Annotated in this window: 10 protein-coding genes; 7 read left to right on the plus strand and 3 right to left on the minus strand. The window is 74.6% G+C overall.

Annotation, left to right across the window (positions count from 1 at the left end):
• Positions 1 to 117: 117 nt before the first annotated feature.
• Complete coding sequence (locus tag CK206_RS16630; RefSeq protein ID WP_096907068.1) at positions 118 to 1203, plus strand: DUF695 domain-containing protein; 1086 nt, start codon at positions 118 to 120, stop codon at positions 1201 to 1203.
• On the opposite strand, the gene CK206_RS16635 is transcribed toward CK206_RS16630, so the two are convergent.
• On the minus strand, positions 1157 to 2821 hold the full coding sequence (locus tag CK206_RS16635; protein WP_096907069.1) for a type VII secretion protein EccE: 1665 nt from the start codon (positions 2819 to 2821) through the stop codon (positions 1157 to 1159). The two genes, CK206_RS16630 and CK206_RS16635, sit on opposite strands and share 47 nt — an antisense overlap.
• 148 nt (positions 2822 to 2969) lie before the next feature.
• Between CK206_RS16635 and eccB the strand changes: the two genes are divergently transcribed.
• Entirely contained in the window at positions 2970 to 4412 is a 1443-nt protein-coding gene (eccB, locus tag CK206_RS16640) for a type VII secretion protein EccB (protein ID WP_096907070.1), read from the plus strand.
• 9 nt (positions 4413 to 4421) lie between these two features.
• Here the strand turns inward: eccB and mycP are convergent, their stop codons facing one another.
• Positions 4422 to 5852 carry a type VII secretion-associated serine protease mycosin gene (gene mycP / locus CK206_RS16645; RefSeq protein WP_082923927.1) on the minus strand — a complete coding sequence of 477 codons (1431 nt, stop codon included), beginning with the start codon at positions 5850 to 5852 and terminating at the stop codon, positions 4422 to 4424.
• Positions 5849 to 7366: a type VII secretion integral membrane protein EccD gene (gene eccD / locus CK206_RS16650; protein WP_096907071.1), complete on the minus strand. Its 1518-nt coding sequence runs from the start codon at positions 7364 to 7366 to the stop codon at positions 5849 to 5851. The genes mycP and eccD overlap by 4 nt, the downstream gene beginning before the upstream one ends.
• Before the next feature lie 187 nt (positions 7367 to 7553).
• Here eccD and eccCa point away from each other — a divergent pair, with 187 nt between their 5' ends.
• The 5 genes from eccCa to CK206_RS16675 all read left to right on the plus strand — a co-directional run bounded on the left by eccCa (position 7554) and on the right by CK206_RS16675 (position 14786).
• Entirely contained in the window at positions 7554 to 11633 is a 4080-nt protein-coding gene (gene eccCa / locus CK206_RS16655) for a type VII secretion protein EccCa (RefSeq protein WP_096907526.1), read from the plus strand.
• A complete protein-coding gene (locus CK206_RS16660; protein WP_067716604.1) occupies positions 11630 to 12451 on the plus strand; it encodes a hypothetical protein in 822 nt (273 codons plus the stop codon). The genes eccCa and CK206_RS16660 overlap by 4 nt, the downstream gene beginning before the upstream one ends.
• Positions 12452 to 12604: 153 nt before the next feature.
• Positions 12605 to 12925, plus strand: coding sequence for a WXG100 family type VII secretion target (locus CK206_RS16665; RefSeq protein WP_067716986.1), 321 nt, complete (start codon positions 12605 to 12607; stop codon positions 12923 to 12925).
• A 43-nt stretch (positions 12926 to 12968) separates the two neighbouring features.
• Positions 12969 to 13262: a WXG100 family type VII secretion target gene (locus CK206_RS16670; protein WP_067716601.1), complete on the plus strand. Its 294-nt coding sequence runs from the start codon at positions 12969 to 12971 to the stop codon at positions 13260 to 13262.
• A gap of 165 nt (positions 13263 to 13427) precedes the next feature.
• Complete coding sequence (locus CK206_RS16675) at positions 13428 to 14786, plus strand: NAD-dependent succinate-semialdehyde dehydrogenase (RefSeq protein WP_067716599.1); 1359 nt, start codon at positions 13428 to 13430, stop codon at positions 14784 to 14786.
• The last annotated feature ends 31 nt before the right edge of the window (positions 14787 to 14817 follow it).

The following is a 14817-nucleotide window of genomic DNA, read 5'->3' on the forward strand; positions in this document are numbered from 1 at the left end:
CCCGGGAGTGCCCGCTCGGCACCCGGCGGGTGTGTCGGCGCGGGCACGATCGTCGGGTTATCCGGATACTGGGGTGGAGACATGTTCACGAGGACCGCGGTGACGGGAGGAGAACAGATGGCGATTCGAGCGGCGCGACCCCGGCAGCTCTCGCGGTCGCTGGACTTCTCCGGCGTCCGTGTCGAGACGGCCCGGCTGCGGTCGGACCGGGCCGTGACCACCTTCTGGCGATGGTGGGCCGAGGGCGGCAGGCGCCGCGCGACGGCAGCGCTCGACTCGGGTGACGCCCGCCGGGTGGTTCCGGAGATCACCTCGCTCATCGAGGCCATCGACCCGCGACTGTCGTGGGAGTTCGTCCCGGCTCGTGAGGGCGGACCGCACCGCCTCACCGTTACCGCGGCCGGGGTCCCCGAGCTGCGTGGTGCCGCGCGCCGGTGGCTGGCGGCGGCGCCGGACGCCGATGAGTCGTGGTCCTTCGCCGACCTGCGCGAGCCCGTGCGGGGCTGCGCGATGTACTTCCGGGACCACCGGCTGGATTTCGACCAGGCGGAGGTGGTGGTGGACCTGGGCCTGTCCCGCGCCGACGTCACCGTGCACCACCCGGCGTTCACCGGGCTGTCCGGCGCGGACCTGGGGATCGCCGCATACCTGCTGCTGGACGCGCTGTGCGGAGAGGAGCAGGTGGAGACCTGGGTCGGACTGATCCGGGCCAACGCCACCGCGCCCGGCATCGAGGCGGTCCCGCTCTGGGAACTGCCGGAGATCCTCTGCGAGCTCGCGGCGGACAACACCGATGAGCTGGGCGACCCGGCGTGGCAGATCCTCCACGGGGAGACGGGCCGCGGACCGCTCGTGGCCGTGGTCCGGGTCCCGCTGGTCGCGCTGTCGGCGCCGGAGTTCGACCGCCACGTCGCGGTCCACGTCCCGTATACGGATGTAGAGGACGGCGGGTTGCCCGGGTCCCTGTCCCTGCCGGGCCTACGGGACCTGGAGGACCACCTGGTCGAGCGCCTCGAGGGCAACGGGGAATGCGTCGGAGCGGAGAGCTGCGACGGCCGTCGCCTCCTGCACTTCTACGTGGACTCCACCACCCCGGCGCACGAGCAGCTGCGGGTGGCCGCGTCCGGGTGGGACCAGGGCGAGGTGTCCGTCACCGTCACCGATGATCCGGGGTGGCGGAAGGTGCAGCACCTGAGGGTGTGAGACCGTCTGTCGCGCTACCGTCCGGTGACGCGAGCGGCCCGACGAACGGGTCCTCGCCCGGCCCCGCCACGACCGAGACGCGGCGGGGTTCGCCGTCCCGCGGCTCCACGGAGATCCACCCGTCGATCCGACCGTCCAGGACGAGATCGGGTGTCGCGGCGGCCGAGGACAGGCGGCTGGTGCCGCGCAGCTCCCAGTCGGCGTCCACCCGGATGACGGTGGGCGGGGTGACATCCGGGCCGCCCGGCCCGGCGAGCGCGTCGATCCTGCCCTCCGTCAGCGGGCCGTCGACGTCCCACATCACGGCGTCGACAGGGGCACCCACGTCGGAGGAATCGGGGTCGACGATCCGGTAGCGGGTCTCGTCACCGATCGCGGTCAGCGGGCTCCACCGGTCGGGGACATCGGTCACCACGGCCACCCGGTACCCGGCCGCGACCGCACGGAACGCGACCTGCCGGCAGACGGCGGGCCGGGCGGCGAGCAGCACCGACCGCAGGTGGGGGCCGGCGAGCTGGATGGCGGCTGCGGCGCCGGTGCGGGTCGCGCCGAGGATCTGGCCGCAGCCGTGGGCGGGCGGAGCGAGGTCGGAGAGATCGTCGACCGCCCGCCGGGCGAGGGATCCGGCGATCGCATCGGGCAGGGTCTCGCCGGGTACGGGCGACACCCGCCCCGACGGGAGCGGGTGGCAGGCGGCGGTGGCGGTCGGCGGGATCCCACCCGCCACCCCCCGCTCCGACACCCCGGCCAGGCCCACCGTGGTGACCATGTCCACCACGTCGTCGCGCCCCTCCACCCGTCGCAACCGGACGACCTCGGTGAGGCGGGCCGCCCGGACGGCGGTGAGCCCGTCGATCACGGCCCGTGGATCCGCCGACGGCCGGACCACCAGCCCCGTCCCGGGCCCCGGGTCGGCCTCGGCGTCCAGGTAGACCTCGGCGAGCTCGGCGGCGTCGAGGACGCGGCACGGCACCCCGTGGTGGACCAGTGCGCGCCGCAGCCGCTCCGTGGCCACCGCGACCACCTGCTCCAGCAAGGCGCCCGCTCCCGCGGTCCACGAGGCAGAACCCGTCCCCGTCGCCAGCCGGGCCAGATCGAACCGCACCAGGAGGTGCACGCGCCGGTGCGAGATCAGAGCCAGCGGCCCGACCAGGGAGTCGTAGACCTCGCCGTCGTCGCCGTCCGCCGCACGGCGACCGTCGACCACCACGTCGATCCCCTCCAGGACCACCCCACCCTGGTCGAGTTGTCGCGCCACGACGGCCAGGGGCAGGCGGACGCCGCGGTGGTCGGCCGGGTCGTCGTGCCCCACCTCGGTGGCCACGAGCGCGCCAGCCGAGATCTCGACGGCCGTGGTGACGACCCGGTCACCCTCGACGCACCCAACGGTCGATCGGTCGGGGGCGACGAGGTCCACCACGTCCACGGACCGCCGCCGCGGGGCCCGCTCGCGCGCCACCAGTGGCCGCCCAGCGCGCCGCGCGGTGATCACGGCGGCCACCAGCGCGGCCACGAGGAACTGCACCCATGGTTGCCAGGACGGCGGACACACCACGGTGAGCACGAGTGTCGTGAGGAGGACGGCCGACAGTCCCGCGAAGGTCGGAACCGCCGTCATATCCCCGCCCCTCCGCGACGCCCGCGACACCCCGGCCGCGCCCGGTCGGCGGCCTCGGAAGACCGGCCACGGGGGCCGGATCGTGGCGTACCCTACCCCCGGTGCCCCCGGTCGCGGTGGTGTCACATCGGGGGAGGGAGCCGGGGCCGTGCCGCTCAAACCGACGACCAGGGCGCAGGTGGACGGACACCGTTTCCTCACCCGCCGGGCCCGGCATGCCGTGGTCGCCCGCGATGTCCGGATGCTGCACGACCCCCTCAAACGCCAGACCACCGGACTGACGGTGGGTGTGGTCGGCGCCGTCATCGGGGTCGCCGGGGCCGCGGTGCTGGCGCTGCTCGACCCCGCCCCGGACGTCGGCGCCACGACGATCATGGTGGGACGGGACTCCGGTCAGATGTACGTCCGCGCCGGCGAGACCGTCCACCCCGTCCACAATCTCGCGTCGGCGCGGCTCGTTCTGGGTGAGCCCGCGGAGCCCCGCACCGTGCGCGACTCCGACGTCGCGGGCACGCCGCGGGGCGGACTGCTCGGCATCCCCGGGGCACCGTCCGCGTTGCCCGCCCACCGCGACGCCGGTGCCGCGGCCGCCGTGTCGTGGACGGTGTGTGACGAGGTGGCCGACGCCGAGCGCGGACGCCCGCGCGTCACGGCCACGAGCATCGTCGCCCGCGAGGAGGCCGGGCCGGGCCGGGACACGGGCGCCGACGAGGTCGTGTTGGCCGATCAGGACGGGACCGGCTGGCTGTTGCGCGACGGCACCCGCGCGCGGATCGATCTGGAGGACGGGGACCTGCTGTCGATCCTCGGCCTGGCCGGGGTCGACCCGCGCCCGGTCACGGCGGCGCTGGTGGATCCGCTGCCCGAGGTCGACCCGGTGCGTCGCCCGGTGATCGACATGGCCGGTGAGCCGGTGGACTACGGCCTGGACGGGCTCCGGATCGGGCAGGTGTTCACCGTCGACACGGCCACCGGCACGCGCACCCACGTGGCTCTGGCGGACGGGGTACAGGAGGTGGGGCCCGTGCTGGCGGACGTCATCCGGTCGACGTCGACGGTCGGGTCGGTCGTCAGGGTGCCGCCGGACCGAATGGGTGTGCCGAGGTCGGTCGCGCTGGACACCGAGGCGTTCCCGGGCCGGCGCCCGACGGTGTTGGACACCGCCGGCTCACCGGTGCTGTGCGTCCGCGACGGGGGCGGCAGGGACTCCGCCACGCGTCGCGTCACGCTCGTGGCGGGGGCGACCGCCCCGGGCCCGGGCGACGTGCGGGAGGTGGCCGGGGCCGACGGGGGCGGGCCCGCGGTGGACGCGGTGGGAATCCCGGGTGGCGGGCTACTGGTGGCGGCGACGGGCCGCGGCACGACCACACGCAGTGCCGTGACGACCATCGTCTCCGACACCGGCGTGAGGTTCGACGTCCCCGACGCCCCGACCGCCGCCATGCTGGGACTGGGCGGGACGCCGGTGCCGGTGGACGGGGGTGTCCTCGACCGGCTCCCGGCCGGGCCGCGCCTGGATCGCGGGGCGGCGCTGGTCGCTCGCGACGGTGTCGACGCGGAGGTCGTGGGACAGGCCACCGCGGCCGGGTGACCCGCGGGGTCAGGCCCGGGTGTCCCGGTCGTCGCGGGGCCGGAGTAGGACGACGACGAGGGCGATCGTTCCCAGAGCGAGAGAACCCGCCGCCACGGCCGCGCCGACGCCGGCACCCGGAGGGCCCGGCTCGGCCGGGGGTGCGGCGATCGCGGTGGTCGCGGGCGCGGGGCGTCCGATCCTGCGAACCCCCGTCACCGCCGCCACGGGGTCGACCACTCCGTGCCCCACCGCGAAGTCGTGCCCGCCGGCGGCGGGGATCGCGGTGTTCTCGATCCGCGCGATCACCTGGCGTGCCGTGAGCCCGGGGTGGGCCTGCCGGACCAACGCGGCGGTGCCGGCGACGAACGGCGCGGCGAAGCTGGTCCCGGTGACGGGCGTGCGCGACCCGTCCCCGGCCACCACGACGTCGGACACCCCGGCCCCGTCCGCACCGACGGACCGCAGGCCCACTGCCGGCGCGGCGACGTCCACCCACGGGCCGCGCAGGGAGAAGTCGGCGGGGGCGCCGTCGGCGTCGACGCCGGCGACGGTGAGGACGTGCTCGTCGTACCAGGCGGGGGAGGCGACGGTGACCACGTCGCCCCAGCCGTCGTCGCCCGGAACCGAGGGGTCGGCGGCACCGGGGTTCTGGTCCCCGCACGCGTCGCCGACGTTGCCGGCGGCGGCGACCAGCACCACGTCGTGGTCCACGGCGGCATAGCGGATCGCGCCGCCGAGGGTCGCGTCGGCGAGCACCGTGCCGGCCGGCACGCACGCCACCTCGGAGATGTTGATGACGTCCGCGCCCGCATCGACGGCGGCCCGGATCGCGCGGGCCAGGGAGGACAGCGTGCCGACCCCGGCACCGACGGTCGGGCCGTCCGGTCCGCGGCTCCGGTCACGGGCCTCGGGGCGCAGAACGCTGCTGGACTGGCGGATGGAGACGATCTCGACCCCGGGCGCGACCCCCGAGTGTCCGGTCTCGTCCTCGGTGGCGGCGAGCACTCCCGCCACCAGGGTGCCGTGTGCGTCGCAGTCCTCGGTGCCGTCGCGACCGGGGACCACGTCGCCGGCGCCCCGTACCCGGGGAAGGCGTGGACCGGGGTTGACGCCGGTGTCGATCACGGCCACGACCTGCCCCTCGCCGCGGCCGTGGATCCAGGCCCCGCCCAGCTCGGCCGCCGTGGCGGACGGGGGCGACACCCCGGGATCGAGGAAGGCCGCGGTGGTCCGGCAGGGGCCGTCCAGGCGCAGGGGGCCGGCGTCGAGCCCGGTGGCCGCCGGGACCGGTCCATCGATCGCCGGGGGCTCCAGTGCGGCCGCGACGGGCGCCCCGGAGAGCTGCCCGGCGAGGACGGCGACCAGCAGTACGGCGGCGGCCCCGGGCGCGGCTGCACTGTGCGCGGCGCGGGACCCGGGCCCGCCCCCGCTCGTGTCGGAGGTGCGTCGGATCCTCATCGCTGCCGGACGAGCGAGTAGACCTCCATCGCGCCCACGGCGAGGGGGACGACCACGCAGATCCCGATCGCCTCGATCACGCCCACGGCCCGCAGGGCGGCGGGCGAGAGGTCGACGTGGGGTACCACCGAGGCGGCCACCACGACCGCCGCCGCCACCGCGACGGCCGCCGGCACCACCACGCCCACCGGGGACGCGACGGTGATCCCCGCGCCCACCAGTACCCCGGCGGTGAGGACGAGCGCGGACGCGAGCAGCACGGCGGTGTGTACGCGGTCCGCGTAGCCGAGGCCGCGCAGCACCAGGACGACGATGAGGACCAATGCGAGCGGTGCCGCCCAGCGGGTCGCACCGGCGTTCCCGGTCAGGGACGTGAGCGACCCGATGGTGCAGACCGCCCCCGCCGCCGCCAGCAGGCCGGTGAGCCATGAGCGCGAGGTGTGGAACCGGTGCCGCAGCACGTCCGGGGTCGGCAGGGGCCCGCCGGCCCGGTCCCGCACGTCGTGGTCGATCTCCTCGAGGTCCCCGGCCTCGACGTCCTCGCCGGGGGCGGGCACGGGCGGGATGGGGATCCGGGCGGCCCAGACCGCGATCCGCGGCGCGGCGGTGAGCAACACGAGCGCGACGAGGACGGCCCCGGCTCCCGCCGCCGCGGCCGGGACGCGGGTCGTGGCGACCACCGTCGAGCCGACCGCCCCGGCCGCCAGTGAGACGGCCGCGGCCAGGTAACCGGCGCCCGTGGCGTACGTGTGCGGACCCGGGCGGAACACGGTCCACCGGAGGACGCCCGCGAGGACCGCTCCGGCGGTCAGCCCGCCCACGAGGTGGCCGGCCCCGCCGGGCGGGCCCCCGACGGTGGCGCCGGCCAGCACGGTGAACCCGACCGCGCACGCCCCCGCGACCGCGTGGGCCGCGCCGGGCGCCGGGGTGCGGCGCAGAGCCACCACGGCCGCCAGGCCGAGCAGGGCGGCCAGGAGCGCGACCAGGGGGACCGCGGGCCCGCCTCCGGTCGTCCACTGGCGCACCAACGCCACCGTGGCCGCCGCCGCCGCCACCGCCGCCGTCGCGGTCGCGGTGGTGACCGCGTCGCGCCGGTCCCAGGTGGGGGAGCGAGCCACGTCCGGTTCGGTGAGACCCTGCAGGACGTCGTCGAAGAGCGGCGCCGGCGTGGGGACGGGGCGGTGGTCGAGGACGAGGATCTCCCCGTCGTGCACCCGCTGCTGCGCGAGCGTCTCCGAGACCGCCAGGGGCCCGCCGGCGAGTCGGGAGAGCTGCCAGGACCCGCCGGTGTCACCGCCCATCCGGGCGTCGACATCGACGCCGGAGGCCGGACCGGCGACCGCGCGGATGTGCTCCCGGATCAGGTCCACGACCTCCGGGATCACCGCGACCAATGCGAGGTGGGCGGGCAGACTCAGGTCCACCCGGGTGGAACGGCACACGATCGACACCCGACGCTGGTCCAGGGGATCGACGCCCGCCGCGACCTCCCGGATCCCACTACGTTGCGACACTCCAGATCCTCCCGATCCCGCCCGGATGGTGTCCCCGCCAGGACGTGTACTGCCCTAACATCGCCTTCCGATACGCCGATATTGTCGGGTCGGACGGGCGCTCGTGGGGACGCCATCTCCCGGCGGCGGGGTCACACCCGGCGGGAGCGAAGGGATCGATCACTGGTGACGTGCACGGGTGACGTTCATGGGTGATGTGGTGTTCACCCGCGCGGAGAAGCTCGACGCGCCGCCGATGCCCGGTGGGGAGCTGGCGCTGCAGGCACCGCCCGCCCTGCCCCGGCCCACGCCCCGGCCCCTCGTCCAGATCATCCTGCCGATCGTGCTGGTGGTGGCCGTGGGCGGGATGGTCGTGGTGATGATGCGGACCGGCATGATGCGCAATCCCATGTTCATGCTCTTCCCGGTGATGATGGCGGTCTCCGCCGTCGGCATGCTCGCGGGGACTCTGAGCGGCGGTAACAAGACCGCCGAGACCGACGAACTGCGGAAGGACTACCTGCGCTATCTCGGCCAGACCCGCGACACCGTGCGCGCGACCGCATCCGCCCAGCGCGCCGCCGCCCTGTGGCGTCACCCGGATCCGGTGGAGCTGCCCGCGTTGGTGGGCACGCCCCGGATGTGGGAACGCGACGAGTCGGATCCCGAGGACCTCACCATCCGGGTGGGCCCGGGCCGTCAGGCACTGGCGACCCGGGTGGACGCGCCCGACACCGGCCCGGTCGACGACCTGGAGCCGGTCTCGGTGGTGAGCATGCGCCGCTTCGTCCGCGTGCACTCGGTGGTCGACGACCTGCCCGTGGCGCTGGAGCTGCGCGCGTTCGCCGCGCTGTCGCTCGACGGTGAGGTGGAGGTGGTGCGTTCCGCGGTACGCGCGATGATCGCCGGGCTCGTCGTGGCCCACGGGCCCGACAGGGTCCGGGTCGCGGTGGCCGCGAGCGAGGGCGACGCCCGTCAGGCCTGGGAGTGGCTCAAATGGCTCCCGCACCACGAACACCCCGACTACACCGACGGCGGTGGTCGGGTCCGGCTCACCGAGTTCTCTCTCGCCGGGGCGGAGTCGATGCTGGGAACGGGCATCTCCGACCGTTCGGCGTTCTCACCGAGTGCCCCGGTCGTGCCGGGACGGGCGCACCTCGTCGTCGTCGTCGACGGTGTGGGCGTCACCGGCGCGGAACGTCTCCTGGCGGAGGACGGACTGGACGGGGTCACGGTGCTCGAGGTCTCCGGCAGCCGCGCGGGGCAACTGCGCGACCTCGCGCTGCGCCGCGGCCTGTGCATCCGGGTCGACGACGACCGCGTGGCCCGCGTGCGCAGCGAGGCCGGGGACGAGGACATCGCCCGGGTCGACGCGATGAGCCCGCCGGAGGCCGAGCGGTTGGCCATGGCCCTGTCCCGGTACCGACCCGCCGACACGGTGACCCACGCCGACGGCTCCACCACGACCCGCCGCGCGCCCGGGCTTCCGGACCTGCTGGGCATCGGCGTGGCCACTCAGGTCGATCCCGCGGTGGCGTGGCGGCGGCGCGGCGAACGCGACCGGCTGCGCGTGCCGGTGGGGGTCAGCCCGGACGGTGCCCCCGTCGAGTTGGACCTCAAGGAGGCCGCGCACGGAGGCATGGGACCGCACGGTCTGTGCATCGGCGCGACGGGTTCGGGGAAGTCCGAGTTCCTGCGCACCCTCGTGCTGGGCCTGGTCGCCACCCACGACCCGGACTCGCTCAACCTCGTCCTGGTGGACTTCAAGGGCGGTGCCACGTTCCTCGGGCTGGAGTCGCTGGCGCACGTCGCCGCCGTCATCACCAACCTCCAGGCCGAGATCACCATGGTCGACCGGATGCGCGACGCGCTCGAGGGCGAGCTCACCCGCCGCCAGGAGGTGCTGCGTGCCGCGGGCAACTACGGAGGCGTCGGCCAGTACGAGGCCGCCCGTGCCAAAGGAGCCCCGCTCGAACCGCTCCCGGCGCTGGTGATCGTGGTCGACGAGTTCTCGGAACTCCTGTCGTCCAAACCCGAGTTCGCGGAACTGTTCCTCACCATCGGTCGCCTGGGCCGCAGCCTGCACATCCACCTGCTTCTCGCGTCGCAGCGGCTCGAGGAGGGGCGGCTGCGCGGGTTGGACAGCCACCTGTCCTACCGGATCGCGCTCAAGACGTTCTCCGCCACCGAGTCGCGCACGGTTCTCGGGGTCACCGATGCCTACCACCTCCCCGCCACCCCGGGCGCCGGGTACCTCAAAGTGGACGCCGGCGACCCGGTGCGCTTCGACGCCGCCTACGTCTCCGGGCCGTACCGGAAGGACCGTCGACTCGACGGGTCGTCGGTGGCCGCACCGGTCGCCCGCGCGGCGGTCCGCCCGTTCACGTCCTGGTACATGCCCGTGCCGGCCCCTACTCCGGCGGCGTCCGGGGTCGACGACGACGAGGCCCGCCCGTCCTCCGGCGCCGCGGACGAGGGGCCCGCCGACGGGTCCGCGAGCCTCCTCGAGGTCCTGGTGGGGCGACTCGCCGGGCACGGCAGGCCCGCGCACGAGGTGTGGCTGGCGCCGCTCGGGGAGGGGGCGCCGCTCGACGCCGCGGTAGGTACCGAACCGACGGACGAGCGCGCCGGGGCCGGACCCGAGGGCTCCGGAGCGACCCCGACGGCCGGTCGGCCGGCCCGCCTGAGGTTCCCGCTGGCCGAGGTGGACCTGCCGTTCGAACAGCGCCGCGCCATCTGGCACGCGGACCTCTCCGGGGCGGACGGCAACGTCGCCGTGGTGGGCGGGACGCGATCCGGCAAGTCGACCACGCTGTGCACGCTCGTGCTGTCCGCGGCGGCCACGAACGACCCCGGCCGCCTGTCGGTGTACGTCGTGGACCTGGGTGGCGGGGCGCTGCAGTCGGTCGCGGACCTGCCCCACGTCGGCGGGGTCGCCCGTCGTGGTGAGGACGAGAAGATCCGCCGCACGATCGCCGAGGTGGACGCCGAGCGCCGTCGCCGCGAGACCGCGTTCCGCGAGGACGGCGTGGCCTCCGTCGACCAGGCGCGGCGCCGGGTGGTCGACCGGGACGGCCGCCCTGTGGCGGAGTACCCCGACGTGCTCCTGGTGATCGACGGCTGGCAGGCCCTGCGCACCGAGTTCGAGGATCTCGAGCAGACCGTGCTGGGGCTGGCCGCGGACGGGCTGTCCTACGGGATCCACGTGGTGCTGTCCGCGTCCCGGTGGGCGGACCTCCGACCGGCGTTGCGTGACGCCCTCGGCACCCGGGTCGAACTGCGACTGGGGGATCCCACCGACTCGATGATCGATCGGCGGGCCGCGATGACCGTGCCCGCCGCCCCGGGCCGCGGGCTCACGCCGGACCGTCACCACATGCTCGTCCACCAGCCCCGCCTCGACGGGCGGGTCGACGCGGACGGCATGGCCGACGCGACCGCCGAGGCGTCCCGCCATCTCGCGCGCAGGTGGCGGGCGCGGGTGGGCGACGTCGCCGCGGCGCCGGTCCGGATGCTGCCGGAGGTGCTCCCGTACTCGCAGCTGGCGAGTCTGTCGCGCCCCGGCCCGGACGGACGCCGCACCCGGGTCCCGCTCGGGGTGGACGAGGCCGACCTCACGGCGGTCTACGCCGACCTCGAGGGCGACCCGCTGATGCTGGTACTCGGTGACTCCGAATGCGGCAAGACCTCGCTGCTGCGCTCGCTGGCTCGCGGACTGGTAGCCGGAAACGGCCCCGAGCACGCCAGACTCATCGTGGTCGACTACCGACGCACCATGCTCGGCGAGATCAAGGGAGACCACCTCGCGGGGTACGCGCCCACCGAGACCGCCCTGGCCCCGATGGTCGAGCACCTCGTCCGCGTCCTCGACGAGCGCATGCCGGGCGCCGACGTCACCCCGGAGGAACTGCGGGCGCGGTCGTGGTGGAGCGGCCCGCGGATCCACCTGCTCGTCGACGACCTCGATCTGGTCATCACCGGCGGGGGCAACCCGCTGCAACCGCTCACCCGGTTCCTGCCCCACGCCCGCGACATCGGTCTGACGGTGGTCCTGGCACGGCGCAGCGCCGGGGCGTCGCGGGCGATGTTCGACCCGTTCGTCGCCCGCATCCGGGATCTCGGCGGGGCCGGGTTCCTCATGTCCGGCAGTCGGGAGGAGGGCCCACTGCTCGGCGGTATCCGGCCGGGGCCGCTGCCGGCGGGCCGGGGCCGACTCATCACCCGCGACGGCGGCGTCCGGCTGGTGCAGACCGCCCTGTCCGAGCCGGGACAGGGCGGCGAGGTGTGACCGACACGCGGGCGGCGACCCTGGCCGTCGACCTGTCCTGCTCGGGGCTGACGGTGGCGGCGGCGTCCGCCTCCGCGGTGCTGTCCCCGGTGGTCGCTCCGGCATCGGTGCTCGCCGGGTTGGACGGCTCGGCGCTCCCGCCGGGGGGCGATCGCCTCGAGTGCTCCGCCCGCGTGGAGGTCGCCGCCGGCCGCTTCCCGGACCGCTGCCTGGCCGATCCGGTCGCGCACGCCCACCGTGACCGCGTCGAGGTCGCGGGCCTGTCGGTCCCGGTCTCAGAACTCCTCGGTGCCCCCGTGACCCGGGCACTGCGGTGGGGAGGGGCCCGCGAGGGCGACGCCGTGGTGCTGGTCGTACCCACCGACTGGGGGACCAGCCGCACCACGCGGCTCGTCGGCGCCGCCCACGGCGCGGGGGTCACCGCCCACGTGGTCAGGTCCGCGCTGGTCACCGCCGAGGCCCTGCCGTCGTCCTCCGCACGGTGGGCGCTCTGTGTGGAGTCCTGCCACACGCGGACCACCGTGGGACTCGTCGAGCGGACCCGTGGCGGACTCGTACTCGTCGACCGGGCCGTGGTGCACCGGCGGGACCCCTGTCGCGACACCGCGGTCGACGATGAGGTGCCGCGGGTCCTCGACGCCGTCGCCGAGGTGCGCCGTCGCCGGCGTGAGGCGGGCACCGGGTCGACCGAGGTGCTGGTGCGCGGTCGCCTCGCCGAGCGCGTCGTGGACGCCTGCGACCGGGCCCGACTGCTGTCCTTCGTGGTCCCCGCGATCTCACCGGTCGAGGCGGCGTGGCGCCTGTACGCGACCGCGTGACCGGGTCGCGTGACCGGACCGCGCGGGCGGCCCGGACACGAGCGGGACGGACGAGTTTTTACCGATCCTGCGGAACCGAACCGCCCCACGGGCGCGTCGAACACTGTGACGGACCCAGAAGGGGATTCCGCACCGACCACAGTGGAGGACGAGATGACCGGGTTCAACACCCACATCGGGACCATGGACACCGCGGCCAGGAGGGTCGACGACGTGAACCTGGAGATCGACCGCCTGCTCGGCACCGTGCGGGACTCGGTGTCCCAACTCGGCGGCTCGGTGTGGAGGGGCGCCGCGCAGGCCCGCTTCACCCAGATCATGACCGAATGGCAGCAGCAGAGCACCAAGCTCAACACCGCGCTGGCGGGGATCTCGGAGACGATGCGCACCAACAGCACATCGTTCGACGCAGCGGACCAGGATTCGGCCGCGCTCATCAACCGCGCCGGCGCCGCCGGGCCTCTCAACCTCTGACCACCAGCACCGCCAGCACCGCCAGCACCGGAAGGGTACCCCCATGACCTCAGGACAGATCACCTACAACCACGGCCCGATCGAGGCACTCGTCGGCCAGGTCACGCAGGCCTCGGTCAACCTGCGCACCACTCTCGACGATCTCAAGGCCTACCTCGCACCGCTGGTCGCCGAGTGGGAGGGCGACGCCGCCGTCGCCTACCAGGCGCACCAGAACGACTGGGATCAGGCCGCGGCCGCGCTCCAGTCGATGCTCGCCGAGATCTCCCGCGCAGCCGGCCAGGGCAATCAGGGTATGGCCGACGCCGATCGTCGCGCCGCCCAGGGCTGGGGCTGAACCGGCTCGACGGGCGCCCCGACCCCGCCGACGTCCCGCGACGACGGCGGGGTCGTGGCGTGTCGACCGGATGCGTCCGGCCCGCGGGCGTCCTACCGTCGCGGCACGACCCGGGAACGATCCCGGTGAACGCCACGTGGAGAACGCCACACGAAGGGGGACCGCATGTACGTCACGCACGATCCGTCGACCGGCCGGACCGACCGCGAGTACGAGCAGACCGAGGACGTCGACGCCATCCTGAGCACCGTCACCGAGGGGTTCACCGCCTGGCGCGCGACGGAGGTGTCCGAGCGGGCACGGATCCTCCTGGCGATCGCCGACGCCTTCGAGGAGCACCAAGAGGAGCTCGGCAAGGCGATCACCACCGAGATGGGCAAGCTCCCCGCGCAGGCCCGCGGCGAGGTGGCCCTCGCGGCGTCGATCTACCGCTGGTACGGCGAGCACGGTCCCGCGCTGCTCGAGTCCGACACCCTCGATGTGCCGGACGCCCGCCTCAACCGGGTGACCTACGAGCCGGTCGGCCCGCTGGTCGGCATCATGCCGTGGAACTACCCCTACTACCAGGTGGCCCGGTTCGCGGCGCCCAACCTGCTGCTGGGCAACACCATCGTGCTCAAGCACGCGAGCATCTGCGCCCGCTCGTCGGCGGCGATCGAGAAGGTCCAGCGCGGAGCCGGCCTCCCCGAGGACGCCTACGTCAACGTGTACGCCTCCAGTGACACGGTGGCCGAGATGATCGCCGACCCCAGGATCAAGGGCGTCTCCCTCACCGGCAGCGAGGGCGCCGGCGCCGCGGTGGCCACCGTCGCCGCGAAGAACCTCAAGCCCAGCGTCCTGGAGCTCGGCGGCTCGGACCCGCTCGTCGTCCTGGACGCCGACGACCTCGACGAACTGGTCGAGACCGTGGGCCGGGCGCGGCTGTCGAACTGCGGGCAGGCCTGCAACTCGCCCAAGCGGATCTTCGTGCCCGCGCAGATGAAGGACGACTTCGTCGGGCGGCTGAAGAACCTCTACGAGGAACTGGCCGTCGGGCCCGCCGCCGACGAGGGCACCGAGCTGGGCCCGCTGTCCTCCGAGGACGCGCGCGACGGCGTGGTCGAACAGGTCCAGCGCGCCGCGGAGCAGGGGGCGACGCTCGTCACGGGCGGCGCGGCGATCGATCGCCCCGGCGCATTCATGCAGCCCGCCGTCCTCACCGACATCACCCCGGAGATGGACGCCTACCGCGAGGAGATCTTCGGCCCCGTCGCCATGGTGTACGGCTACGACTCCGTCGACGAGGCCGTGCGGATCGCCAACGACACCCCGTTCGGTCTGTCCGGCTCGGTGTGGGGAACCGACGTCGACCGCGCCTCCGAGGTGGCCGAGCGGCTCGAGGTGGGGATGGCCTACGTCAACGAACACGGCACGACGATGCCCGGCCTGCCGTTCGGCGGCGTCAAGCGTTCGGGCTACGGCCGCGAGCTCGGCCGCTGGGGACTGACCGAGTTCGCCAACGTCCGGCTCCAGCGGGTGCACTGACCCGGCAACACGCCCACCCCGCGAACGACGA

Source organism: Dietzia sp. WMMA184 (assembly GCF_002441635.1).
GTDB lineage: Bacteria > Actinomycetota > Actinomycetes > Mycobacteriales > Mycobacteriaceae > Dietzia > Dietzia kunjamensis.

What these genes read in the sequence shown, in the direction of transcription:
- CK206_RS16630 (WP_096907068.1), top strand. Translation starts at nt 118, where the DNA reads ATGGCGATTCGAGCGGCGCGACCCCGGCAGCTCTCGCGGTCGCTGGAC.
- CK206_RS16635 (WP_096907069.1), bottom strand. Translation starts at nt 2,821, where the DNA reads ATGACGGCGGTTCCGACCTTCGCGGGACTGTCGGCCGTCCTCCTCACG.
- mycP (WP_082923927.1), bottom strand. Translation starts at nt 5,852, where the DNA reads ATGAGGATCCGACGCACCTCCGACACGAGCGGGGGCGGGCCCGGGTCC.
- eccCa (WP_096907526.1), top strand. Translation starts at nt 7,554, where the DNA reads ATGGGTGATGTGGTGTTCACCCGCGCGGAGAAGCTCGACGCGCCGCCG.
- CK206_RS16665 (WP_067716986.1), top strand. Translation starts at nt 12,605, where the DNA reads ATGACCGGGTTCAACACCCACATCGGGACCATGGACACCGCGGCCAGG.
- CK206_RS16670 (WP_067716601.1), top strand. Translation starts at nt 12,969, where the DNA reads ATGACCTCAGGACAGATCACCTACAACCACGGCCCGATCGAGGCACTC.
- CK206_RS16675 (WP_067716599.1), top strand. Translation starts at nt 13,428, where the DNA reads ATGTACGTCACGCACGATCCGTCGACCGGCCGGACCGACCGCGAGTAC.